Annotated in this window: 16 protein-coding genes; 11 read left to right on the top strand and 5 right to left on the bottom strand. The window is 46.4% G+C overall.

Translation table 11 applies throughout. From position 1 onward, the window contains the following. Positions 1-50 precede the first annotated feature (50 nt). From atpG to ACMHKJ_RS13740, 6 genes are all read left to right on the top strand, one after another. On the top strand, positions 51-914 hold the full coding sequence (atpG, locus tag ACMHKJ_RS13765; RefSeq protein ID WP_413494744.1) for a F0F1 ATP synthase subunit gamma: 864 nt from the start codon (positions 51-53) through the stop codon (positions 912-914). 34 nt (positions 915-948) lie between these two features. After that, a complete protein-coding gene (atpD, locus tag ACMHKJ_RS13760; protein ID WP_413494742.1) occupies positions 949-2,331 on the top strand; it encodes a F0F1 ATP synthase subunit beta in 1,383 nt (460 codons plus the stop codon). Between the two features lie 21 nt (positions 2,332-2,352). Next, positions 2,353-2,778, top strand: coding sequence for a F0F1 ATP synthase subunit epsilon (locus tag ACMHKJ_RS13755; RefSeq protein WP_004236731.1), 426 nt, complete (start codon positions 2,353-2,355; stop codon positions 2,776-2,778). A gap of 131 nt (positions 2,779-2,909) precedes the next feature. After that, positions 2,910-4,283, top strand: a complete 1,374-nt coding sequence (gene glmU, locus ACMHKJ_RS13750; protein WP_413494740.1) for a bifunctional UDP-N-acetylglucosamine diphosphorylase/glucosamine-1-phosphate N-acetyltransferase GlmU — start codon at positions 2,910-2,912, stop codon at positions 4,281-4,283. 147 nt (positions 4,284-4,430) lie between these two features. Next, a complete protein-coding gene (gene glmS / locus ACMHKJ_RS13745) occupies positions 4,431-6,260 on the top strand; it encodes a glutamine--fructose-6-phosphate transaminase (isomerizing) (RefSeq protein WP_413494738.1) in 1,830 nt (609 codons plus the stop codon). Between the two features lie 420 nt (positions 6,261-6,680). Next, positions 6,681-7,838: a methyl-accepting chemotaxis protein gene (locus ACMHKJ_RS13740; RefSeq protein WP_413494737.1), complete on the top strand. Its 1,158-nt coding sequence runs from the start codon at positions 6,681-6,683 to the stop codon at positions 7,836-7,838. Between the two features lie 182 nt (positions 7,839-8,020). Here ACMHKJ_RS13740 and ACMHKJ_RS13735 read toward each other — a convergent pair whose 3' ends face one another. The 3 genes from ACMHKJ_RS13735 to nagK all read right to left on the bottom strand — a co-directional run bounded on the left by ACMHKJ_RS13735 (position 8,021) and on the right by nagK (position 12,600). After that, entirely contained in the window at positions 8,021-9,562 is a 1,542-nt protein-coding gene (locus ACMHKJ_RS13735) for a methyl-accepting chemotaxis protein (RefSeq protein ID WP_413494735.1), read from the bottom strand. 388 nt (positions 9,563-9,950) lie between these two features. After that, entirely contained in the window at positions 9,951-10,997 is a 1,047-nt protein-coding gene (locus tag ACMHKJ_RS13730) for a DUF2169 family type VI secretion system accessory protein (RefSeq protein ID WP_413494734.1), read from the bottom strand. Between the two features lie 691 nt (positions 10,998-11,688). Next, entirely contained in the window at positions 11,689-12,600 is a 912-nt protein-coding gene (gene nagK, locus ACMHKJ_RS13725) for an N-acetylglucosamine kinase (RefSeq protein ID WP_413494769.1), read from the bottom strand. Between the two features lie 196 nt (positions 12,601-12,796). Between nagK and asd the strand changes: the two genes are divergently transcribed. The 5 genes from asd (at position 12,797) to ACMHKJ_RS13700 (ending at position 19,428) form a co-directional block, all read left to right on the top strand. After that, entirely contained in the window at positions 12,797-13,906 is a 1,110-nt protein-coding gene (gene asd / locus ACMHKJ_RS13720; protein WP_413494732.1) for an aspartate-semialdehyde dehydrogenase, read from the top strand. A 907-nt stretch (positions 13,907-14,813) separates the two neighbouring features. After that, positions 14,814-16,196, top strand: a complete 1,383-nt coding sequence (locus ACMHKJ_RS13715) for a glutamate decarboxylase (RefSeq protein ID WP_413494730.1) — start codon at positions 14,814-14,816, stop codon at positions 16,194-16,196. A gap of 65 nt (positions 16,197-16,261) precedes the next feature. Beyond that, positions 16,262-17,743 (top strand): putative glutamine/gamma-aminobutyrate antiporter GadC, encoded by a 1,482-nt coding sequence (gene gadC / locus ACMHKJ_RS13710; RefSeq protein WP_067369024.1) that lies wholly within the window; start codon positions 16,262-16,264, stop codon positions 17,741-17,743. Beyond that, the gene (glsA, locus tag ACMHKJ_RS13705; protein WP_413494728.1) at positions 17,740-18,669 is read left to right on the top strand and encodes a glutaminase A; all 930 of its coding nucleotides are present in this window, start codon (positions 17,740-17,742) and stop codon (positions 18,667-18,669) included. The genes gadC and glsA overlap by 4 nt, the downstream gene beginning before the upstream one ends. A gap of 96 nt (positions 18,670-18,765) precedes the next feature. After that, positions 18,766-19,428: a MarC family protein gene (locus tag ACMHKJ_RS13700; RefSeq protein WP_413494726.1), complete on the top strand. Its 663-nt coding sequence runs from the start codon at positions 18,766-18,768 to the stop codon at positions 19,426-19,428. A gap of 83 nt (positions 19,429-19,511) precedes the next feature. Here the strand turns inward: ACMHKJ_RS13700 and gyrB are convergent, their stop codons facing one another. Together gyrB and recF are read right to left on the bottom strand one after the other, a co-directional pair. Then, positions 19,512-21,926, bottom strand: a complete 2,415-nt coding sequence (gene gyrB, locus ACMHKJ_RS13695) for a DNA topoisomerase (ATP-hydrolyzing) subunit B (protein ID WP_413494724.1) — start codon at positions 21,924-21,926, stop codon at positions 19,512-19,514. A 27-nt stretch (positions 21,927-21,953) separates the two neighbouring features. Continuing rightward, positions 21,954-23,036, bottom strand: coding sequence for a DNA replication/repair protein RecF (gene recF / locus ACMHKJ_RS13690; RefSeq protein ID WP_413494722.1), 1,083 nt, complete (start codon positions 23,034-23,036; stop codon positions 21,954-21,956).

Raw genomic sequence — 23,036 nt, 5'->3', positions numbered from 1 at the left:
TAAACGGCCTGTGTGAACAGCACAGGCCGTCTGGTTCATGAGGAGAGCAAATGGCCGGCGCAAAAGAGATACGTTCGAAGATCGCCAGCGTACAAAATACGCAGAAGATCACAAAAGCGATGGAGATGGTCGCGGCGTCCAAAATGCGTAAAACGCAGGACCGGATGGCGGCCAGCCGTCCTTATGCAGAGACCATCCGCAGTGTGATTGGTCACATTGCATTAGGTAATCTGGAATACAAACATCCATACCTCGAAGAGCGTGAGGTTAAACGTGTCGGGTATCTGGTTGTTTCTACCGACCGTGGTTTGTGTGGTGGCCTGAACATTAACTTGTTCAAAAAGTTGATTGTTGAGATGAAAGGTTGGGCTGACAAAGGTGTTCAGACTGATCTGGCTCTTATCGGGTCAAAAGCAGCGTCATTCTTTTCCGCAGTGGGCGGGAATGTGGTTGCTCAGGTTAACGGCATGGGTGATGAACCCTCGCTGGCTGACCTTATCGGCTCAGTAAAAATCATGCTTCAGGCTTACGACGAAGGTCGTCTGGACAAGCTGTATATTGTAACTAACCGGTTTGTGAATACCATGTCCCAGGCTCCGATTATTGTTCAGGTATTGCCATTGCCGCCGAGCGATGATGAAACCCTGAAGAAAAAGAGCTGGGATTATATTTACGAACCTGATCCTAAAGCGTTACTGGATTCCTTATTACGGCGCTACATCGAAGCGCTGGTATACCAGGGCGTGGTGGAAAACCTGGCCAGTGAGCAGGCCGCCCGTATGGTTGCAATGAAATCTGCAACGGATAACGGCGGTAACATGATCAAAGAGCTGAATTTAGTTTACAACAAAGCGCGTCAGGCAAGCATCACACAGGAGCTCACCGAGATAGTTTCCGGTGCTGCCGCGGTTTAACAGCTAGGTTTACGAATTACGCAGAGGATTCAAGATGGCTACTGGAAAAATCATCCAGGTTATCGGCGCCGTTGTGGACGCCGAATTTCCTCAGGATGCGGTACCGAGAGTGTACGACGCGCTTGAGGTTATGAATGGTAAAGAAAGGCTGGTGCTGGAAGTTCAGCAGCAGTTAGGCGGCGGTGTTGTCCGTTGTATCGCAATGGGTACATCTGACGGTCTGAGCCGTAACCTGGTCGTAACCGATTTAGGTCACCCGATTGAAGTACCTGTCGGTGTGAAAACCTTAGGACGTATCATGAACGTTCTGGGTGAGCCTATCGATATGAAAGGTGAAATCGGCGCAGAAGAAAACTGGTCTATTCACCGTGCTGCACCTACTTATGAAGAACTGTCCAGCTCCCAGGAGTTGTTAGAGACAGGGATCAAAGTAATGGATCTGATTTGCCCGTTTGCAAAAGGCGGTAAAGTCGGTCTGTTCGGTGGTGCGGGTGTGGGTAAAACCGTAAACATGATGGAGCTTATCCGTAACATCGCGATTGAGCACTCCGGTTACTCTGTATTTGCAGGGGTCGGTGAGCGTACTCGTGAGGGTAACGATTTCTATCATGAAATGACCGATTCAAACGTTCTGGACAAAGTATCACTTGTGTACGGCCAGATGAACGAGCCGCCGGGAAACCGTCTGCGCGTGGCACTGACCGGTCTGACCATGGCGGAAAAATTCCGTGATGAAGGCCGCGATGTACTGCTGTTCGTTGATAACATCTACCGTTATACACTGGCCGGTACAGAAGTATCTGCACTGTTAGGCCGTATGCCTTCAGCGGTAGGTTACCAGCCGACTCTGGCGGAAGAAATGGGTATTCTTCAGGAACGTATCACATCGACCAAAACAGGCTCTATTACGTCTGTACAGGCCGTTTACGTCCCTGCGGATGACTTAACTGACCCATCTCCTGCAACCACGTTCGCCCACCTGGATGCGACCGTTGTTCTGAGCCGTCAGATTGCGTCACTGGGTATCTACCCTGCGGTAGATCCTCTGGATTCCACCAGCCGTCAGCTTGACCCGCTTGTTGTTGGTCAGGAGCACTATGACGTGGCTCGTGGCGTGCAGTCAATTCTCCAGCGTTATCAGGAACTGAAAGATATCATCGCAATCCTCGGAATGGATGAGCTGTCAGAAGAAGATAAACTGGTTGTTGCCCGCGCCCGTAAAATCCAGCGCTTCCTTTCTCAGCCGTTCTTCGTGGCAGAAGTCTTCACTGGTTCACCAGGTAAGTTCGTTTCCCTTAAAGACACCATCCGTGGCTTTAAAGGTATTCTGGAAGGTGATTACGATCATCTGCCGGAACAAGCGTTCTACATGGTGGGTACCATTGAAGAAGCCGTGGAAAAAGCGAAGAAGATTTAATCCGGTTGACAGGAGGCTGATATGTCTGCAATGACGTTTCACCTGACGGTAGTAAGTGCCGAAAAACAACTGTTTAAGGGCTTAGTCCAGAAGATTCAGGTGACAGGCAGTGAAGGTGAGCTGGGTATTTACCCGATGCATACCCCGCTGTTGACTGCCATAAAACCGGGCATGGTACGGATTGTTAAGCAATTTGGCGAAGAAGAACTGATTTATCTCTCCGGCGGTATGCTGGAAGTTCAGCCAAATGGCGTTATCGTACTTGCGGACACGGCTATCCGTGCAAACGATTTGGATGCAGCGCTGGCGATGGAATCAAAACGTCGCGCAGAAGAAAACATCCGGAAAGCACATGGTGACGTGGATTATGCTCAGGCATCAGCCGAACTGGCCAAAGCAATTGCAAAATTACGTGTAATTGACGAATTAGCCAAGAAGATGATGTAACGGTAGTAAGTAAAAAGATGAAAGCCAGTCAGCATCACGCTGACTGGCTTTTTTGCGTTGCGAAATATGTGGTATTTTCTTGTGTAAACAGGTTTACTTGGCACTCTAAAAGTGGAGCGATCAGATTTCTTATGTCAACGAATGCTAAAAGTGTAGTGATTCTCGCGGCGGGTAAAGGCACCCGTATGTATTCCAATCTGCCTAAGGTGTTACATCACCTGGCGGGCAAACCAATGGTTCAGCATGTTATTGATACAGCGCTGTCATTGGGCGCGCAGAATGTGCATCTGGTTTACGGACACGGCGGAGATCTGCTGAAAAATACGCTGTCGGATCAGAATCTGAACTGGGTTTTACAGGCTGAACAGCTGGGAACCGGGCATGCTATGCAGCAGGCTGCACCTTACTTTGCGGATGATGAAAATATTCTGATGCTGTACGGCGATGTCCCGCTTATCGCTAAAGAGACTCTGGCGCGCCTGATGGCGGTAAAACCAGAGGGCGGCATTGGTTTGCTGACAGTTATTCTGGATAACCCGTCAGGTTATGGTCGTATCATTCGTGAAAATGGTCAGGTCACCGGGATTATCGAACAAAAAGATGCCACTGAAGATCAGCTGAAAATCAATGAAATCAACACCGGTATTTTGGTTGCTAATGGTGGTGATCTCAAACGCTGGCTGGCAAAACTGAACAATAACAATGCGCAGGGTGAATTTTATATCACGGATATTATCGCGATTGCGCATCAGGAAGGTCGTCGTATTGAGACAGCACATCCGGAAAAACTGAGTGAAATGGAAGGCGTGAATAACCGTCTTCAGCTCGCCGCACTTGAGCGTATTTATCAGCGTGAACAGGCGGATCGTCTGTTACTTGAAGGTGTGATGATCCTGGATCCGGCCCGTTTTGATCTGCGCGGCTCACTAACTCATGGCAAAGATATTACGATTGATGTGAATGTGATTATCGAGGGCAATGTTACCCTGGGTGATAATGTTGTGATCGGTGCCGGTTGTGTACTGAAAGATTGCACTATAGGCGATGGCTCGGTAATCAGTCCATATTCGGTCATTGAATCCTCTGAAATGGCTCGCGATTGCTCTGTTGGTCCGTTTGCACGTTTGCGTCCGGGCTCTGTGCTGGCAGATAAAGCCCATGTCGGTAACTTTGTTGAGATGAAGAAAGCGACACTGGGTGAAGGCTCCAAAGCCGGACATCTCAGTTATTTAGGGGATGCTGATATTGGCAGCAATGTGAATATCGGCGCGGGAACCATCACCTGTAATTATGATGGTGCGAATAAATTTAAAACGGTTATTGGTGACGATGTCTTTGTCGGCTCTGATACTCAGCTGGTGGCACCGGTTACTATCGGAAAGGGTGCAACCGTCGGCGCAGGAACAACGGTAACCAAAAATGTGGGTGACAATGAACTGGTGATAAGCCGGGTCAGACAAACACAGATTGCCGGCTGGAAGCGTCCGGAAAAGATTAAGAAGTAAGAATGATTAAGAAGTAAAAGTCAGACGGTCGCCCGGTTACCGGGCGACCGATAAATATAATAATAACCCCGTATCTACATAGCCCGGGGACACGGCAAAGCCGTAAAACAATCAGGCCGGACATCGTCAAATCAGGAATGTACAACTATGTGTGGAATTGTTGGTGCAGTAGCACAACGTGATATCGCAGAAATTCTGTTAGAAGGGCTTCGTCGTCTGGAATACCGTGGTTATGACTCTGCGGGAATGGCAATCGTGGACAGCGACGGAAAACTGACACGGTTACGTGAAGTCGGCAAAGTCAGAATGCTGGCGGAAGAAGCAGAAAAAGCCGCTGTCACAGGCGGAACCGGTATCGCGCACACACGCTGGGCAACACATGGCGAACCCCTGGAGCGCAATGCACACCCGCATGTCTCCGGAAATATTGCGGTTGTTCACAACGGTATTATTGAAAACTACAGTGAATTACGTGAAATACTGAAAGGCCGCGGCTATCAGTTCACATCCGATACTGATACTGAAGTGATTGCTCACCTGGTCAATTGGGAGCATTCACAAGGCGGTACACTGCGTGAAGCTGTACAGCGCGCTATCCCGCAGCTGCGTGGCGCGTACGGTACTGTCATTATGGATTCACGTACTCCTGAGCTGCTGGTTGCTGCCCGTTCAGGCAGCCCGCTGGTGGTTGGTCTGGGGGTGGGTGAAAACTTCCTGGCATCCGATCAACTGGCACTTTTGCCGGTAACCCGCCGCTTTATCTACCTTGAAGAAGGGGATATTGTCGAAATTACCCGCCGTGATGTGGCTATTTTTGACAAAAACGGTGATGCAATCGAACGAGACGTTATCGAGTCTAATGTTCAGTACGATGCCGGTGATAAAGGTATTTACCGTCATTACATGCAGAAAGAGATTTATGAGCAGCCGCTGGCCATCAAAAATACGATGGAAGGGCGTCTGCACAACGATACTGTTGAGTTTAGTGAACTGGGTGAAAAAGCCCGCGAAATACTGTCCGGTATCGAACATATCCAGATTATTGCCTGTGGTACATCATTCAATGCCGGAATGGTATCCCGTTACTGGTTTGAAGCACTGGCAGGAATTCCGTGTGATGTGGAAATCGCGTCTGAATTCCGCTATCGCAAACCGGCCTGCCGTAAGAACAGCCTGCTAATCACCATTTCACAGTCAGGTGAAACAGCGGATACCCTGGCAGCTCTGCGTCTGGGTAAAGAACTGGGCTATCTGACGTCGCTGGCTATCTGTAACGTCGCCGGTTCATCTCTGGTACGTGAGTCAGACTTTGCTGTGATGACTAAAGCCGGAACTGAAATTGGTGTGGCATCAACAAAAGCATTCACAACACAACTTACTGTGTTACTGATGCTGGTGGCATATCTGGGTCGTCTGAAAGGAAAAGGTGAGGCGCTGGAGCACAGTATTGTTACTGCTCTGCACGCATTACCGAGCCGCATTGAAAGCATGTTGTCTCAGGATAAAGTGATTGAGCAACTGGCGGAAGATTTCTCCGATAAAAGCCATGCATTGTTCCTTGGTCGCGGGGATCAGTTCCCTATCGCGGTTGAAGGTGCGCTGAAGCTGAAAGAGATCTCTTATATCCACGCAGAAGCCTATGCAGCCGGAGAATTAAAACACGGTCCGCTGGCACTGATTGATGCCGATATGCCGGTCATCATTATCGCACCGAATAATGAATTGCTGGAAAAACTGAAATCCAATATTGAAGAAGTGCGCGCCCGTGGCGGTTTACTGTATGTTTTTGCAGATAAAGATGCGGGTTTCAGTAACAGTGAGAATATGAAAATTATTCCTCTGCCATATGTGGAAGAGCTGATTGCACCTATTTTTTATACCATCCCGTTACAGTTGCTCTCCTACCACGTTGCCTTAATCAAAGGTACGGATGTGGATCAGCCACGTAATCTGGCGAAATCAGTCACAGTAGAATAAATAATAATACGGTTTATACCCAACGTCATTCAGGATGCAGGCAGGCGGCAAGAGAGGATAGACGGGGAGCATACATCAGTATGTGACCCGGCTAGCCGAATGCGGCTAACGCACCTGCGGTCTGAATTAATAAGGGTATAGTTTTAACTGACTAAATCCATCAATAGCCCGGTAGTGCTGTCTGTCAGACATGCATTCCGGGCTATTTTTTTGTGAAATTTTTTTATTGTTAAAAAAAACGACATAATTAGTTGGTTTATTATTATATTTATAGGCCAGATGTGATTAGGTTCACTGATTAATGAGTAATAAAAATTGAAATATCATGGGTAATAATCAATTATATAGAAAGTAAAAGAAATGGTTAAGTTGCCATTGATAGGTCTATAATATCAAAAAACCCAAATGATGGAGTGTGTTATGCTAAAAAATACCAGTATAAGAACCGTCATCGTTATATTTCTCATCTGTAATTTCACTACAATTAATATTATATTTTTGTTGCCTCTCTCATTCCCGGTTAAGTTAGTCTTGCTTAATATTGTCAGTGTTTTTACGTTTATCTCATCCTGGATTTACATCACTAAATATTTAGTGATTCCAATCAATGCCGTCAAAAACAATATTGATGAGGTCAATGCCGGTAACTTGTCTGTGCGTATCCCTGAGTTTGGTAATAACTGTGCCGGTCGTTTGATCCCCGGTGTAAACCAACTGGTGGAAAGTATCTCAGTGTTGGTGACTGAGATCCGCACCTCTTCTGATTCTGCATCGGTATTATCAGAGCAGTTAGCCATGCGCAGCTTTGAGCTATCCGCCAAGACAGAGCAACAATCTGCGATGTTGATTGAAACCTCTGCCAATATGGAAGAAATTGCGGCAGGAACAAAGAATAATTCAGATAACACTGTGCTTGTCAGCAAGCATGCACAGGAAGCTACTCTGTTTGCCGGGCGTGGCGGTGATTTGATGGCAGATGTTGCCACGAATATGCAATCGATTAATAAATGCACGGGTAAGATGACAGAAATTATCACACTGATTGATTCAATCGCTTTCCAGACCAATATTCTGGCATTAAATGCCGCAGTTGAAGCCGCGCGTGCCGGTGAACACGGAAGAGGATTTACAGTTGTTGCCGGTGAAGTCAGGAACCTGGCTCATCGCAGTTCTGAATCAGCAAAAAACATTAAAGCGCTGATTGATGTCACTACCGGGAATGTAAAACAGGGTACGGACATTGTTGCGGAAGCTGAAGAAAATATGAATAAAATTGTTCAGGGCGCTGAGTTAGTTAATGGATTAATGGCACAAATCTCCGTCTCCACACAGCAACAGCAGCAGGGAATTGAACAAATTGCGTCTGCACTTTCAGAGCTGGAGCAGGCAACACAAGGTAGTGTGATGGTTGCAGATGAACTGGCTGGCTCTTCTGATGAGCTGAAAATGCAGGTTGCTGAACTACAATCCCGGACTCACAACTTTCACCTGTCAGCATCCGGTAAGAAACCAGTACCGTCAAACCGGGTATTCAAAGCCGGTAAACACTTGCAGGTATCGCATTTTACCGGACATTGATTATACCTTTATTCATTCAAACTGCAGGTTCGTTGGCGGCGTGAAACCAGCTGGGTCACATACTTGTATATGCTCCCCATCTGTTTTCCCTTGCCGCCTGCCTGCATCTTGAATGACGTTGGGTATAGGCTTTTATCTGACAGATACCCATCCGCATCTGTCAGTGATTTTATTAAACCGGCTCAGGCTTGGTTGCCGAATACCTGAATGGCCTGTTGCAAGCGGGAAGAGCGTCGTGTTAATTCGGAGGTGGCATGGGTGACATTATCCACCATCTCTGTGTTGTTGCCGGTCATCGTGCCGATGCGGGCAACAGAGCCGTTAATTAGTTCCAGTGCCAGTGTCTGTTCTTTGGTGGCAATTCCAATCTCATTGATCATTGATGACATTTTAAGTACATCCGTTACCATTTTGCTGAGATGTGCTTCTGTCTGTTCCACCATGGTGACGCCGGTATTTACATTAGTCACGTTTTTTTCAATCAGTGTTTTAATCTCTTTTGCGGCAGAGGCTGAATGCAGTGCAAGATTGCGGACTTCTGCGGCAACAACGGAAAATCCGCGTCCGGCATCACCGGCACGGGCGGCTTCAACAGAGGCATTCAGTGCCAGAATATTGGTCTGGAAGGCGATGCGGTCAATCACACCAATGATATCGACAATCTGATTATTATCCGCAGAAATGGTACGCATCATATCAATCGTTTTTTGCATGGTATCATTGCTTTGTGTTGCGCTGCTGCTTGCCTTATCCGCAATACTCATGGTCAGATACACACTCTCTGCTGTTTGTTGTACCGCGCTGCTTATTTCCTCAATGGCGACCGCCGTTTGCTGAAGATCCGCAGATGCCTCTCCGGAGCGGGCATGCAGCGCTGTTGTTTCCTGCGATACCCGCAGATTAATCGCTCTGATCCCGGCAATTTGTGTACTGACATCATCAATTAATGAACAGAGGTTCAGCCCGGACTGATTCACCAGCCGCATAAGCAGGCCAATTTCATCTACTCTGTCCGGATGTTGTGGAATCAATTTTCTGCCGGAAACAACCTTTTTCATTTGTGATAATAATAACTTAACCGGATCTGTAATTTGCGACTTAAGGTAAATTGACAGCAGGGTAAATAAGAAAAGAGTACCACCCGCCTGAATAAAGGGATTAAACGGAGAGAATATCAGGGCTAAAATAATCAGCATGATAGTTGCTAAAGAATAATTAATACGTTGATTAACCGGCAGCCATTTAAATACAGAGAGTAACGCCATTTTACCCCGGCGAATAACAATCCCTTTAAAAAGACTAAATCCTTTTAATTTATTATTTGTTATTTTTTTATAAAGAGATTCACTTTTTTCCACTTCGTCGTGAGAGGGAACAGTACGAACAGAAATATAGCCTGTTAATTTTTCGTTATGCCATACCGGTGTAACATTTGCCCGAACCCAGTAATGGTCACCATTCCGGCAGCGGTTTTTTATTATTCCGGTCCAACTGTCACCCTGCTGCAACGTATACCACATATCAGCAAACGCAGCAGGCGGCATATCGGGATGGCGGATAATATTATGTGGCTCGCCTGTTAACTGCGTTTCATTAAAACCACTGGCTGTTATAAAAGAAGAATTTGCATATGTTATATGGCTTTGTGTATCAGTTGTCGACATTAATATTGCATTGTCGTTAAGTGTATATTCACGCTGTGTGACGGGAGTGTTGTTTTTCATGATAACCCGGTGATTATGTAAAATAATTAACAGAGTGCCTCCCGTACGGTAGAGTAACAGTATGGGATGGTCATTTTATTTTGCAGTAATATATTCTTTATCGATGATAAGAGATATGAATTTTTATTTTTAATTAAGTATTTTTATGTTTGTTTAGATCAATGTTAAGATATATTTACTTTTTTTGTCGATAATAATGGGTTATATAAAAATTTATTTTTATAGATAAGTTACTTTATATATTGATATTTTGAGAATGTACAAATTTCATAATTGATAATATGAGTTTCAGGGATAATTTATCGCTACTTAACCGTAATTTTTGGCGCAGATATTCATGAGGGATTTAAATGAAAACTGTTAAGCCGGGTACCGGCAGACAGGGGAACTACCTGCCTGGATTTTCGGGGATATGGCGCAATGTCATTTCTGAAATATTCAGCGAGCCGGGTAGTGCTATCCGGTAAGTACAGAAGACTTTCCGCAGATTCATATCCACAACTACAGTATCAAGTTGTAAATTTTTCGGGATAGAAAATCCAAGTCCGGAGCCGATAAACACAAACATATTTTCAACCGGCACATAAAATGAAACATGCTGGCGTTCAATTTCCGTGGCAGAGAGTAAACCAAACAGTTTCAATGGCAGCTTATTACCGGTTTTGAGATGCGGAATTTGTAGTGTCGGGTGCGCACCGCACCAGTAGTGGAAATTCTCCGGCATCTGAGGTTGGCGTGATGACATTTCTTCCTGATGATATGCACCGGCATACTCCGTGCGCCCCAGCCAGTTACGCCCGAAAAAACCCAGTCCATCAGGACGGATTATCTGACTGATATGTTCAACAGGCGTGTTAGGTGATTCTATCTGGTTAGCCGGCAGGTGTGTTTCATTGCATTGTGCTAAAAATGATGCCGGATACCATCCCATTCCTATCGGATTTGCCGGTGAGGCAATAATGTCATTATTGACAGTACAGGAGCCACCGAAAGCATGCTCATAACGGATATCAAGATAGCTGATTGGCTCTGATTCCGTTAATAACCACTCATCTCCTTCTTTTACCCAATTCCTGGGGCCAAAAATCCGCAGAGCTTTCAGATATTTACCAATCTGAATTCCCACATCAAAAACCGGAACAGGATTATTTTCCGGAACAAATGCAGTTGCATTAATCACAATATCTGTTTTTGGCTTATAAGGTGCTAAATCACTCTCATATTCAATGCTGGTGTCTATTGTTTCGTTGTAACTGACATCCGTATAATTCAGAGGTTGCTGCTCCGGAGAAATGACAAGCAGACTTTGTCCGTCACGATTATTTATTCGGATATCATACGTAACACGCGATGCAACAACATGAAATTTATCATCATGCTGGTAAGCACCTTCATAGTTTATTGCCGGAAAAATAGTGTGATTAATAAAATTCATTATATTTTGCCTTTATGATATATCAATATCATAAAAATACGCAATCTCCCTTAGGTCTGTTTAATCCAAAGCTGATATGCGGGCGTCAGCGTTACGTTATCGTATTAGTACAGCATTGTTTATTAATAACATTATGATGTTATCACTGAATTTTCCGGTCAATGTATACATACCCTATGTATAAGTAACGATATTTTCATATTATTTATTATCTTTCACATACCCTGAATTTATCTTTTTTTCAAAATAAATAAGATAAGAGTTCACTGATATTTTTTTATAACCATATATACTTCAATTATTTTTATCATTGACGTGGGTGTGTAAACCACATCAGTATACATTATGATAATAATTAATATGTATATTCAGTATTGTAATTAATCACGCGCCATAGAATATGGTGCGTTTTTCTATGAAGATATAAACACAATATGTTCAATATATTCATTTAAATCACTGACAATAGTATTGTAGCAAAAGTTTGATGGTAACATTAACTATTTATAGTGGAATAAATAAAGAACAGTATGATAACGTTATATTCCCTGGTATTGTAATAGATAAATAATTAGTAATGTTACTGTTTTTTGATATACCAAACGTCATTCAGGATGCAGCCAATGAACCTGCAGTTTGAATGAATAAGGGTATATAACGCCCGATGGGACGGGCATTATGATATTGGCTGTCAGTCTGTTAAATTCAGGCAGGCAGCACCCCGCGCACCGCCGGCGTCTCCGTAACGGGCTTTATGAATTGCGGGCAGAGATGCAACACCATAAAGGTGCGGCGGCAGATATTCCGGCAACAGACGGTAAATTTCTTCAAACTGAGATAATCCGCCACCGATAACCAGTAAATCCGGATCAAATATACTCAGAACATTACCGAGGTAGTGGGCAAGTAGTGACATATAGCGCTCAACATGCTGTTTTCCTTTAATATCACCCTTGTAGTAACGGGTAATAATATCAACGGCACTGTGCTTTTCACCATAGAACGCCGTGAAAATACGTTCAAAACCGGGACCGGCGAGATAGGTTTCAAAACAACCGGTTTTTCCGCAGCCACAGAGTGTGGCGGGCACTTTATGTTCCAGCAGTTTATCGCCTTCCAGTGTCATATTAATATGACCGATCTCCCCGGCAATCCCGTTTTTCCCCGGCAGAATTTTTCCGTCAATGACAAAGCCGCCGCCGACACCTGTTCCCAGAATTAAACCAAGCACAGTCGGATATTGGCGGAATTCCGGATCCCAGGCCTCAGAAAGTGCAAAACAGTTCGCATCGTTATCTATTTTTACCGGACGTTTCAGCAGTGTTTCCAGGTCATGGCGAAGTGGCTGATATTTTGCCGCAGGAACATTTGTGGTAAATACCGTGCCTTTTTCATGATTGACTATTCCGGGCACGCCAATACCAATTTTTCCTGTGCATTTCAGTTCATTATCAGCCTGTTCTGTCAGTAGCCGGAAAGCTTCAAGGAGCGCGGCATAGCTCTCTTTCGGGGTGGGAATCCGTTTTTGCCAGACCAGTTCGAGTGCGTCATTAAAGACTGCCAGCTCAATTTTTGTACCACCCATATCAAAACCGTAATACATCATATGTTGCCCTGTTCTGGTGATTGTTATGCTTATACCCACGGGTGCTGCCGGATGAAAACCCACAGCCTCTGCTATTAGTGTGGCTTCTTACCCGTGTGGAGTCATCAATAAATTCACTTGCGTCGTTACTCAGATTTTGTCACGTTAATAGTCTTGCAAATACAGTTCAGATAATAAAAAAGGAAAGATCACGATGAAAAATGTGGGATTTGTCGGCTGGCGCGGGATGGTAGGGTCAGTGCTGATGCAGCGCATGACAGAAGAGCGGGATTTTGACGGCATTCGTCCGGTATTTTTCTCCACATCACAGACCGGCGAAGAAGCGCCACAGTTCGGCGGGCATCGCAGCTCGCTGCAGGATGCGTTTGATATTGATGCACTGAGCGCTCTTGATATCATTATCAGTTGTCAGGGCGGTGATTATACCAATGAGGTTTATCCTAAGCTGCGGCAGAGCGGTTGGAGCGGATACTGGATTGATGCGGCTTCGGCGCTGCGGATGAATGATGATGCTATTATTATTTTAGATCCTGTTAACGGAAAACATATTGAGGCAGGGCTGAACAACGGGATAAAAACCTTTGTCGGCGGTAATTGTACTGTCAGCCTGATGCTGATGTCGCTGGGCGGGCTGTTTACCAATGATCTGGTTGAGTGGGCATCTGTTGCAACTTACCAGGCTGCATCCGGTGCCGGCGCCCGGCACATGCGTGAGTTGCTGGTTCAGATGGGTGCACTGAATGCGCATGTGGTAAAAGAATTACAAAATCCGGCGTCAGCAATCCTGGATATTGAGCAGAAAGTAACTGAATTTACCCGCAACGGATCATTACCGACAGAGCAGTTTGGTGCGCCGCTGGCGGGCAGTTTGATCCCGTGGATTGATAAGAAACTGGATAACGGACAGAGCCGCGAAGAGTGGAAAGGACAGGCGGAAACCAACAAAATTCTGGTTCGTGGTCAGAATATTATTCCTGTTGATGGCCTGTGTGTGCGGATCGGCGCGCTGCGCTGTCACAGTCAGGCATTCACTCTGAAACTGAAGAAAGACCTGCCGGTGACGGAAATAGAAGCGCTGTTATCGGCTCATAATGAATGGGTACATGTGGTACCGAATGATCGTGATATAACCATGCGTGAACTGACGCCGGCAGCGGTTACCGGGACATTAAAAACACCTGTCGGGCGTATTCGTAAACTGAATATGGGACCGGATTACATCTCAGCTTTCACTGTCGGTGATCAGCTGTTATGGGGTGCAGCAGAGCCATTACGCAGAATGCTGAATATTTTAATAAAATAACGATAAAAATTTATAATATCCAACAAAAGCCAACGTATTCGCTTGTTAAGGTTGATTCGTTGGCTTTTTTGTTTGTCATGTGTTTTTTTGCAGGTGTTTTCTGCTTTTTGCTGGTTTTTATCTCTTACGAAAATAATACAAAACCATAAAAGTTGTTTTTTTAATCAAATAGAACTGCCAGATTTTTACAGTAATATCTTTCAGGACAATTATTCTATTACATATAATTACTGATTAAATTCTCCCTTGCTAATCTGCTGTTGTTACTGTCAGAGAACAGAAAAAAACTATGCAGAACATCATTTATAAGACGGGTAAGTCTTATTTCGGGTCAGGTGTATTTTGTGGAAAATACCGTTTTATCGTCGTGGCGCAAACCTCTCCCCGGCAGTGCTTTTTTTGCTCTCCGTCTACCTATTTATCCTGTACTTTCTGTTTTTCACTGTTATTTGATCAGTGGAAGAGGGATTTCCTGAAAGTGTTTAATCTGAGTAATTTTTATAACCGGTTTTCTTTAACCAGAGATTTGTTCATTTTCTATGCTGGTCAGATTAATTTATCCCTGTTTTTGTGTGTTATCTGGGCTGTATTCCACCATCAATTGTCATAATTCCTTCATTAAATTAATTAATGTTTTTTCTTTATTATTTCATTGTCCTGATATGGGTAATCTATTTTTTATCTTATGCTTATTTCTTTTTCAGATATCTGACATAAAAAACAATAATGCATAGTCTGCTTGTGAGTTTGAGGTTTGTCCGGTTTATACGCTAACCTACTTAGTGTTCATCACGTTTTTAGTGTGATTTTTCTTTTTTATCTCTGCATGTCATTAATCACCGGATGCTACCGGTGGGTTATGTTAATTGTTTCTAATGGTTAATAAAAGGGAAGTGAGGAAAATATTATGTCTCTTCATGCTGTGAAAACGAAGAATAGTTCAGAATTTATTGACGTTTACGCGTCAACGGATGCAGATACAAAATTGCCTAAATATAAGATTCCGGAAGAGAGCAGTGATCCACGGATTATCTACAGTGTTGTGCGTGATGAGTTGTTATTGGATGGTAATTCACGCCAGAACCTGGCGACATTCTGTACGACCTGGGTCGAAGATGAAGTTAAGCAATTGATGACTGACAGTGTCGATAAAAATATGATCGATAAAGACGAATATCCGCAAACGGCTGAAATAGAAAGCCGTTGTGTGCATATTATTGCAGATCTCTGGCACTCACCACAGGCTGAAGACACTATCGGCTGCTCCACAACCGGGTCCAGTGAAGCTGCCATGCTCGGTGGGCTGGCAATGAAATGGCGCTGGCGTAAAAAGCGTGAAGCGCAGGGTAAAGATACAACAAAACCAAATATGGTGACCGGGCCGGTTCAGGTGTGCTGGGAAAAATTTGCCCGCTATTTTGATGTGGAAATCCGTCAGGTACCGCTTAAAGGTAATGCGTTAGGAATGCAACCTACTGATTTACGAGAGTATTGTGATGAAAATACTATCGGCGTAGTTGCAACGCTCGGGGTAACATTTACCGGTATTTATGAGCCGGTGGAGGCTCTGGCAAAAGAGCTGGATGCCATTGAACGCGATACCGGACTGGATATTCCTCTGCATGTGGATGGCGCCAGCGGTGGGTTTATTGCACCGTTTATTCAGCCGGAACTGGTATGGGATTTCCGTATTGAGCGTGTGAAATCGATTAACAGCTCGGGACACAAGTACGGTTTGTCCCCGCTGGGTGTGGGCTGGGTTGTCTGGCGCAGTAAAGAGGATTTACCGGAAGAGCTTATTTTTAGTGTGGATTATCTCGGCGGTAATATGCCGACGTTTGCCCTGAACTTCTCCCGTCCCGGCGGGCAAATCATTGCTCAGTATTATAACTTCCTGCGTCTTGGTCGTGCCGGTTATACCAAAATCCAGCAATCCTGCGCGGATACGGCACAGTGGCTGGCTCAGGAACTGAATAAACTGGGAATTTTCGAACTGGTTTATGACGGGCACGGTGCATTACCGGCGGTTGCCTACAAACTGAAGCCGGAAGTCACACAGTTTAATCTCTACGATCTATCTGACCGAATCCGGGCGCGTGGCTGGCTGATAGCTTCTTACCCGCTGCCGGCAGACAGAGAGAAAACCGTGGTTCAGCGGATAATGATCCGTCATGGTGTCAGCCGTGATTTGGCGGCACTGTTGCTGGATGATATTGAGCGGGCTATCGATCACTTCAGACAAAACCCGGTAGTGAAATCTACGGCAAAAGCCACGTTCCATCACGGCTGACCAAATAGTTCCTCCGGCAGATGAGTTGCCGGAGGCTCTCCTTTATGTTTCTTCCGGGGTGTTTTATGGCTGATAATGCAATAAAAAAACCGTCTGTTAATGCAGCAAAACTGACTGTCGGGACACTTATCGTCATGAATATTGTGGCGGTGGTCAGTCTGCGCGGGTTACCTGCTGAAGCAGAATACGGACTGAGTGCGATTTTTTATTATCTCTTTGCTGCGGTGTTCTTTTTGATCCCTGTTTCTCTGGTGGCCGCAGAACTGGCAACCGGCTGGTCAGAAAAGGGCGGTGTGTTCCGCTGGGTCGGGGAAGCTTTCGGTCCCCGTCTGGCGTTTCTGGCGATGGCAATGTTGTGGATTGAGGTAACCGTCTGGTTCCCGACCGGTCTGACATTCGGTGCTGTTTCTCTCGCATTTATCGATCCGCATCAGACGTTTGATGAAGCATTGGCCGCAAATAAATTCTTTGTGCTCGGTATTGTCTTGTTTATTTATTGGCTGGCGACCTTTATTGCGTTTAAAGGCGTCAGTGCATTTGCCAAAGTGTCAAAATGGGGCGGGATTATCGGAACCATTGTTCCGGCTATTATCCTGATTGTTCTTGGATTTTCTTATATTTTCAGCGGACAGACGCCACAGATTGATCTTGCCTGGGATCAGGTTCTGCCCGATTTCTCTAACTTCGATAATATTGTTCTGGCGGCCAGTATCTTCCTGTTTTATGCGGGTATGGAAATGAACGCAATCCATGTGAAAGATATTGAGAACCCGACAAAAAATTACCCGAAAGCGATTATTCTGGCGGCCGGCGGAACAGTGGCCATCTTTGTGCTGGGGACACTGGCTATCGCGTTTATCATTCCTCAGTCAGAGATAAGCCTGACGCAGAGCCTGTTGGTCGCGTATGACGACATGTTCAGATGGGCGCATATTTCGTGGCTGGGACCGATTGTGGCGTTTATGCTGGCGATTGGCGTGCTGGCAAGTGTGGTGACATGGGTTGCAGGTCCGTCTTCCGGGCTTCTGGAAGTGGCGAAAGCCGGGTATCTGCCGCACTGGTTTCAGCGCACCAATAAAAACGGAATGGCAACACATATTCTGTTGGTGCAGGCGGTGCTGGTGTCATTGCTTGCAGTGCTCTTTGTGGTGCTGCCATCCGTTCAGGCGGCGTATCAGATCCTCAGTCAACTGACTGTTATTCTTTATCTTATTATGTATATGCTGATGTTCAGTGCGGCGATTTATCTGCGTTTCAGTCAGCCGCAGCGCGCCCGTCCTTACCGGATACCGGGCGGAAATGCCGGGATGATTATCCTCGGCGGCATGGGGCTTCTCGGCTCACTGACGGCTTTCCTGTTCAGTTTTATTCCACCGGCGCAAATCGCGGTCGGCAGTCCGCAAGTGTATGTCGGCTCACTGATCGGGTTAACGGTACTGTTTGTTCTGCTTCCGTTTGTGATTTATCAGATCCGCAAACCGGGCTGGCGTGACCAAAATAGTGATTTCGCGCCATTCACATGGGAAAACAAAGGAAAATCATCATGACCGACTTAACCGCGATCAAGCAGGCCGTTGATAATGCCCTGACTCAGTTTCATCAAACTCCGGGCGGTGCTAATGCAGATTATATTCCGTTTCTGGCAAACATCCCGTCTGATCTCGCGGCAGTTGCTGTTGTGACTGCGGCAGGGGATATTATCAGCAGTGGTGATGCCGGTTACCGTTTTGCCATTGAATCCATTTCCAAGGTCTGCACATTGGCGTTGGCACTGGAAGATATTGGTCCGAAAGCGGTTCAGGATAATATTGGTGCCGACCCGACCGGGTTACCGTTTAACTCTGTCATGGCGCTGGAGCTGCATAATGATAAACCGATGTCGCCGCTGGTAAATGCAGGAGCCATTGCGACGGTTAGTGCGGTTCAGGCAAAATCAGCAGATGAGCGCTGGCAGAGGATTTTAACTATGCAGCGCCGTCTGGGATCTGACCAGATAGCGCTGTCAGATGAACTTAATCACTCTGAGCAAACGACAAATTTCCATAACCGGGGGATATCGTGGTTGCTGTATTCGGCACAGAATCTGTATTGTGATCCGATGGAAGCCTGTGATGTTTATACGCGCCAATGCTCGACGTTACTGACAACTATTGAGCTTGCAACCATGGGGGCAACTCTCGCTGCGCGCGGGCGTAACCCGGTAACGGGTGAGCAGGTACTGGATCCGGCGCATACACCGTATATTCTCGCAGAAATGACGATGGAAGGGCTGTATGGTCGCTCCGGTGATTGGGCGTACACCGTCGGGTTGCCGGGAAAAAGCGGTGTAGGCGGAGGGATTCTGGCCGTGGTTCCGGGTGTGATGGGTATTGCGGCATTTTCTCCGCCGCTGGATGATGACGGAAATAGTGTCCGCGGGCAAAAAATGGTGGCATCGGTTGCTGCTGCACTGGGGTATAACCTTTACCGGTAATAATGGCAGATGGCTCTGGTATCTTTCTGAGCGTGATTGCAGGCACGCTTATTTTCTGTTTGGTTGCCGGTTACCTGAGAAAACGGAATCTGAAAGATGAATGAATGGTTTGATAATATTCTGCTTAATTATGTTACTTTCGTGTCTCTGTTCAGTCCCCCGGCGACCATAACCGCAGCCACGATTATACTGGGCCCGGTTGATCGGAGGATACTGTGGCAAATCGCATGGAAAATTGCGGCAGGATATACACTGGTCATGCTGGTGGTTATCTGGTTAGGTAATTGGTTGCTGACAGCACTGGGACTGAGTGCTGACGCGCTGACAGTAACAGGAGGAATTGCATTACTGTCTCAGGGATGGCCGATGCTTATTCGTGGTGTCAAAGAGGAGCACAGTGATATTCAGGTCAACGTTACGCCGCCGAAAGATATCATGAGGCTGGCGATGGTGCCGTTGCTTTTTCCACTTTCTATGGGAGGCGGAACCATTGCCGTCGGTATTTCTCTGGCAGGGCATAGTGATTCCCTGTCCGGACTGATACAGCTTTCCGTTGTTATTTTTATGATGCTGCCTACTGTTGCCCTGACTTTTTTGGCGACGGGACCACTTCACGGGCGTTTATCCTCCGGCGTCATGGATACGCTGGCCCGGATATCAGGTATTATTCTTGTTACATTAGCTATTCAGTTATTGATGTCCGGATTACTCAATATTATTACTGATAAACTGAAGCTCTTTCCTCAAATTATGGGGTAAATGCGTCAACGCCGCTGAGGGCGGGCCACAGATAAAAATAAAGCCCGGATTTCCGGGCTTTATAGATTCTCAGAGAGAGGACATTATACGTCGATATTTGCCGCTTTAAGGGCATTCTCTTCGATAAAGGCACGACGCGGCTCTACATCATCACCCATCAGAGTGGTGAATAAGTGGTCGGTTGCAATCGCATCTTTCACTGTGACCTGGAGCATACGGCGGCCTGCCGGATCCATTGTCGTTTCCCACAGCTGGTCCGGGTTCATTTCACCCAGCCCTTTATAGCGCTGCACATAAAGACCACGACGGGACTCTTTCATCAGCCAGTCCAGCGCCTGTTCAAAGTTGCTGACGTTCTGACGGCGTTCGCCACGGATGACATAAGCACCTTCTTCGATAAGACCACGGATTAATTCACCCAATTTTGAAATACGGGCGTATTCACTGCCGTGAATAAACTCGAAATCAAGGTTGTAATCTGTATCCACACCATGAGTACGGATAGTCAGTACCGGTTCAAACAACTGGCGCTCTTTATTTTCCGCTATGGTGTAACTGTAGGTACTGCCGTGCTCTTCGTTCTCAGTCAGGCGCGCGACCAGGGTTTTCGCCCATTCATCCACCAGCGGCATTGCCATCAGTGCTGACTCTTCCAGTTTCGGCTGGTATACCAGATTGTTCAGCAATGCAGACGGATAGAGACGCTCCAGACGACGGATAATTTTGTGCGCGGCATTGTATTCGTGCAGCAGTTTTTCCAGGTGTTCACCCTGAATCGGTGCGGCAGTTTCGTTCACATACAGCGCAGCATTATCCAGCGCGATAGAAACCTGATATTGCTCCATCGCTTCATCATCTTTGATGTACTGTTCCTGCTTGCCTTTCTTCACTTTATACAGCGGCGGTTGTGCGATATAAACATAACCACGCTCAATGATTTCCGGCATCTGACGATAGAAGAACGTCAGTAACAGAGTACGGATGTGTGAACCATCGACATCGGCATCGGTCATGATAATGATGCGGTGATAGCGCAGTTTGTCCGGGTTGTATTCATCACGCCCGATACCACAGCCCAGTGCGGTGATTAGTGTGGCAACTTCCTGAGACGCAAGCATTTTATCAAAACGTGCTTTTTCGACGTTAAGGATTTTCCCTTTCAGCGGGAGAATTGCCTGGTTCTTACGGTTACGCCCCTGTTTTGCAGAGCCGCCCGCAGAGTCCCCTTCCACCAAGTACAGTTCGGAATGGGCAGGATCACGTTCCTGGCAGTCAGCCAGCTTACCCGGCAGGCCGGCTAAATCCAGCGCACCTTTACGGCGGGTCATTTCACGGGCGCGACGTGCAGCTTCACGGGCACGCGCGGCATCAATAATTTTACCGACAATAATTTTGGTATCGTTCGGGTTTTCATCCAGATATTCAGACAGTTTTTCGTTCATGATGGATTCAACAGCAGTTTTCACTTCTGAAGAAACCAGTTTATCTTTTGTCTGTGAGGAGAATTTCGGGTCCGGCACTTTCACTGAGATAACGGCAACCAGCCCTTCACGGGCATCATCCCCGGTGGTGCTGACTTTGGCTTTTTTATTCAGACCTTCTTTCTCAATAAAGCTATTGAGAGTACGGGTCATTGCCGCACGGAAACCGGCGAGGTGAGCACCACCATCGCGCTGCGGGATGTTATTGGTAAAGCAATACACGTTTTCCTGGAAAGAGTCATTCCATTGCATGGCGACTTCGACATTAATGTTATCTTTCTCAGTAGAAAAATAGAAAACGTTATTATGAATAGATGTTTTGGCGCGGCTTAAATACTCCACAAAGGCTTTGATACCGCCATCATAGTGGAAATGGTCTTCTTTGCCGTCGCGCTTATCAATCAGGCGGATGGATACACCGGAATTCAGGAATGAGAGCTCACGCAGGCGCTTGGCCAGAATCTCATACTCGAATTCAGTCTCTGTCTTAAAGGTTTCCATGCTCGGCCAGAAACGCACACGGGTACCGGTTTTGTCGGTTTCACCCACGACAGCCAGGTGACCCTGTGGTTCACCGTGGCGGTAAATCTGCTCGTGAACTTTACCTTCACGGCGGATAACCAGTTCCAGTTTTTCAGATAAGGCGTTAACAACCGATACCCCGACGCCGTGCAGGCCTCCGGATACTTTATAAGAGTTATCATCGAACTTTCCGCCGGCATGCAGAACAGTCATGATAACTTCTGCGGCAGAGACACCTTCTTCTTCATGGATCCCGGTCGGGATACCACGGCCGTCATCCTGTACGGAGACTGAATTATCATTGTGAATTGTCACAACAATGTCTTTGCAGTAACCGGCGAGGGCTTCGTCGATAGCGTTGTCAACAACCTCGAAGACCATGTGGTGTAAACCGGTGCCGTCATCAGTATCACCAATGTACATTCCCGGGCGTTTACGTACCGCATCCAGCCCTTTTAATACTTTGATACTTGAGGAGTCATAAGTATTCGACATCAACGTTTCCCGCTTATCTAATCCTGATTATTGAACCTGTATTTTACCTTTTTCCACGAAGAACAGACGACTATTTTCATCAGCCATATCAGTCACCTGTTCAGGTGTGATTGCGCTGACGAAAACCTGTGCTTGCGTGGCTTTCAGCCGGTGTGCCAGTAAACGGCGACGTCCGGCATCGAGCTCGGAGGCAAAATCATCAAGCAGATACAGGCATTGCTGCCCGCTCTGACGGGTGAAATATTCACCCTGTGCTAACCGCAGCGCGCACATAAGTAGTTTTAACTGACCGCGAGAAAGTAAATCTTCCACCGCCACTCCGTCTGCCCTTATCCGTAAATCCGCTTTGTGCGGGCCGGAGGCGGTATACGTAAGTGAGCGGTCACGTTCAAACTGGCGCTGAAGCAGCTCTGAATAATCGGTCTCTTTCTCCCATCCGCGCTGGAAAGAGACGCTCAGTGAAAATTCAGGTAAAAACTGCTGACAGGTCTGCTCAATATCCTGAGCAATCGCTGTCACATAATTTTCCCGCCACTGGCTGACTTGCGTCGCAACCGGAATCAGTTGCTGATCCCAGTGACGGATCTGACTGTAATTCGATACCTGACGAAGTGCGGCATTGCGCTGTTTCACCAGGCGTTTTAAATCACTCCACACGGCAAAAAATTGTGGTTCGTTGTGGAAACAGCCCCAGTCAATAAAAGCACGGCGGAATTTTGGTCCGCCATTAAGCAGGGTAAAGCCTTCAGGGGTGATTAATTGCATTGGCAACAATTTTGCCAGCTCAGCAATTTTGTGCCCGTCAGTACCATCAATACGGACTTTGCTGTCACCCTGCCGGTTTTTACTCAGGCCAACGCTGGTGGCTCTGTCTGTATTTTCCTGACCTAATTTGCCGTGAAGAATAAATTCTTCACTTTCATGACGGATAACCCGGCCCGCCTGAACTGACCGGAACGCTCTGCCATGACCGAGTGTATAAATTGCTTCCAGAACACTGGTTTTGCCGCTGCCGTTCGGGCCGATTAAAAAATTAAACCCGTTTGCCGGCGACAAATCCGCGTCTTCGATATTACGAAAATCGCGGATAAGTAAACGCGAAAGGATCAT

It is taken from the genome of Morganella psychrotolerans, from assembly GCF_965118875.1.
In the GTDB taxonomy this organism is placed as follows: domain Bacteria; phylum Pseudomonadota; class Gammaproteobacteria; order Enterobacterales; family Enterobacteriaceae; genus Morganella; species Morganella psychrotolerans_C.
The sequence above is the reverse complement of the archived record's forward strand: the minus strand, read 5'-3'. Positions and strand labels throughout refer to the sequence as shown.

Excerpts from the sequence above, each read along its gene's own strand:
- ACMHKJ_RS13755 (WP_004236731.1), top strand. The coding sequence starts at position 2,353 with ATGTCTGCAATGACGTTTCACCTGACGGTAGTAAGTGCCGAAAAACAA.
- atpG (WP_413494744.1), top strand. The coding sequence starts at position 51 with ATGGCCGGCGCAAAAGAGATACGTTCGAAGATCGCCAGCGTACAAAAT.
- gyrB (WP_413494724.1), bottom strand. The coding sequence starts at position 21,926 with ATGTCGAATACTTATGACTCCTCAAGTATCAAAGTATTAAAAGGGCTG.
- glmU (WP_413494740.1), top strand. The coding sequence starts at position 2,910 with ATGTCAACGAATGCTAAAAGTGTAGTGATTCTCGCGGCGGGTAAAGGC.
- nagK (WP_413494769.1), bottom strand. The coding sequence starts at position 12,600 with ATGTATTACGGTTTTGATATGGGTGGTACAAAAATTGAGCTGGCAGTC.
- asd (WP_413494732.1), top strand. The coding sequence starts at position 12,797 with ATGAAAAATGTGGGATTTGTCGGCTGGCGCGGGATGGTAGGGTCAGTG.
- ACMHKJ_RS13730 (WP_413494734.1), bottom strand. The coding sequence starts at position 10,997 with ATGAATTTTATTAATCACACTATTTTTCCGGCAATAAACTATGAAGGT.
- atpD (WP_413494742.1), top strand. The coding sequence starts at position 949 with ATGGCTACTGGAAAAATCATCCAGGTTATCGGCGCCGTTGTGGACGCC.
- ACMHKJ_RS13735 (WP_413494735.1), bottom strand. The coding sequence starts at position 9,562 with ATGAAAAACAACACTCCCGTCACACAGCGTGAATATACACTTAACGAC.
- glsA (WP_413494728.1), top strand. The coding sequence starts at position 17,740 with ATGACCGACTTAACCGCGATCAAGCAGGCCGTTGATAATGCCCTGACT.
- recF (WP_413494722.1), bottom strand. The coding sequence starts at position 23,036 with ATGATCCTTTCGCGTTTACTTATCCGCGATTTTCGTAATATCGAAGAC.
- gadC (WP_067369024.1), top strand. The coding sequence starts at position 16,262 with ATGGCTGATAATGCAATAAAAAAACCGTCTGTTAATGCAGCAAAACTG.
- ACMHKJ_RS13715 (WP_413494730.1), top strand. The coding sequence starts at position 14,814 with ATGTCTCTTCATGCTGTGAAAACGAAGAATAGTTCAGAATTTATTGAC.
- glmS (WP_413494738.1), top strand. The coding sequence starts at position 4,431 with ATGTGTGGAATTGTTGGTGCAGTAGCACAACGTGATATCGCAGAAATT.
- ACMHKJ_RS13700 (WP_413494726.1), top strand. The coding sequence starts at position 18,766 with ATGAATGAATGGTTTGATAATATTCTGCTTAATTATGTTACTTTCGTG.
- ACMHKJ_RS13740 (WP_413494737.1), top strand. The coding sequence starts at position 6,681 with ATGCTAAAAAATACCAGTATAAGAACCGTCATCGTTATATTTCTCATC.